Consider the following 819-nt stretch of genomic DNA (forward strand, 5'->3'; position numbering starts at 1 on the left):
AAGATAGAGCTTATTATGAATTTAGTGATGATGAAAAGAGTATCATAAAAAGGCTTTTTGCTTATGAATTTGCCCCAGCTGGGACATTTGGATTTGAAAGGGCTGAAGTTACAAAAGGTGGCGTAAAGACTAATTTTTTAGATGAAAATTTAGAGAGCAAAAGCGTAAAAGGGCTTTACTTTATAGGTGAAGTTTTAGATATCACTGGTGTGCTTGGAGGATATAACTTGCATTTTGCATTTGCAAGTGCTCTAAAGGTAGCTAGCACTTTAAAAAATAGCTAATTAAATAGAAGTGAAATTTAGAGTGACAGCAAAGACTGCCACTCTAAATTTATTGTTTCTTACTCAAGCTCACAAAGTCCCCAAAGTCCAGCTCTAATCTTATAAAATTCTTTATTAGTCTGAACTATCCGTCTTATACTAGCAAACGGGGTTTTGCTGCCACAAGTGCTAACATCAGTTTCATGGTAAAGATCAAAGAACGTTGCCATACCACCAAGGCTATCTAACGCTTCTACTACGCACTCTTTTTGGTTCATTTCTCGCTTAGATACTCTTGCAAGCTTTTTACCTCAAGTGCTTTGCCAGTTTGAACTGTGCTTAGCGACTTAGCAGCTGCGAGTGCTGCACGGATCGTTGTGAAGTAAGGGATCTTAAATCTAAGCACATTTTGGCGGATCTTTTTGCCATCATCCACGCTTGATTTAGTATCGCTTGTATTTATAACAAGTGCTATATCGCCATTTTTAAGTCTATCTTCGACGTTTGGTCTGCCCTCGCTTATCTTATAGACAAACTCAGCCTCCACGCCAGCTTC

Annotated in this window: 3 protein-coding genes; 1 reads left to right on the forward strand and 2 read right to left on the reverse strand. The window is 38.5% G+C overall.

Translation table 11 applies throughout. The annotated features are described in order from the left end of the window. Positions 1-284, forward strand: a 284-nt coding sequence (locus tag G6W43_RS10480) for an NAD(P)/FAD-dependent oxidoreductase (RefSeq protein ID WP_194169765.1), incomplete at its 5' end; no start/stop codon positions are given. Between the two features lie 59 nt (positions 285-343). Here the strand turns inward: G6W43_RS10480 and G6W43_RS10485 are convergent. Both G6W43_RS10485 and G6W43_RS10490 read right to left on the reverse strand, forming a co-directional pair. Continuing rightward, positions 344-541, reverse strand: coding sequence for a hypothetical protein (locus G6W43_RS10485; RefSeq protein ID WP_180997175.1), 198 nt, complete (start codon positions 539-541; stop codon positions 344-346). Further along, on the reverse strand, positions 538-819 hold a 282-nt coding region (locus tag G6W43_RS10490; protein ID WP_141089366.1), incomplete at its 5' end, for a hypothetical protein. The genes G6W43_RS10490 and G6W43_RS10485, both read right to left, overlap by 4 nt.

Origin of the sequence: Campylobacter concisus, assembly GCF_015229965.1 — a bacterium.
Classification (GTDB): Bacteria; Campylobacterota; Campylobacteria; order Campylobacterales; family Campylobacteraceae; genus Campylobacter_A; species Campylobacter_A concisus_BD.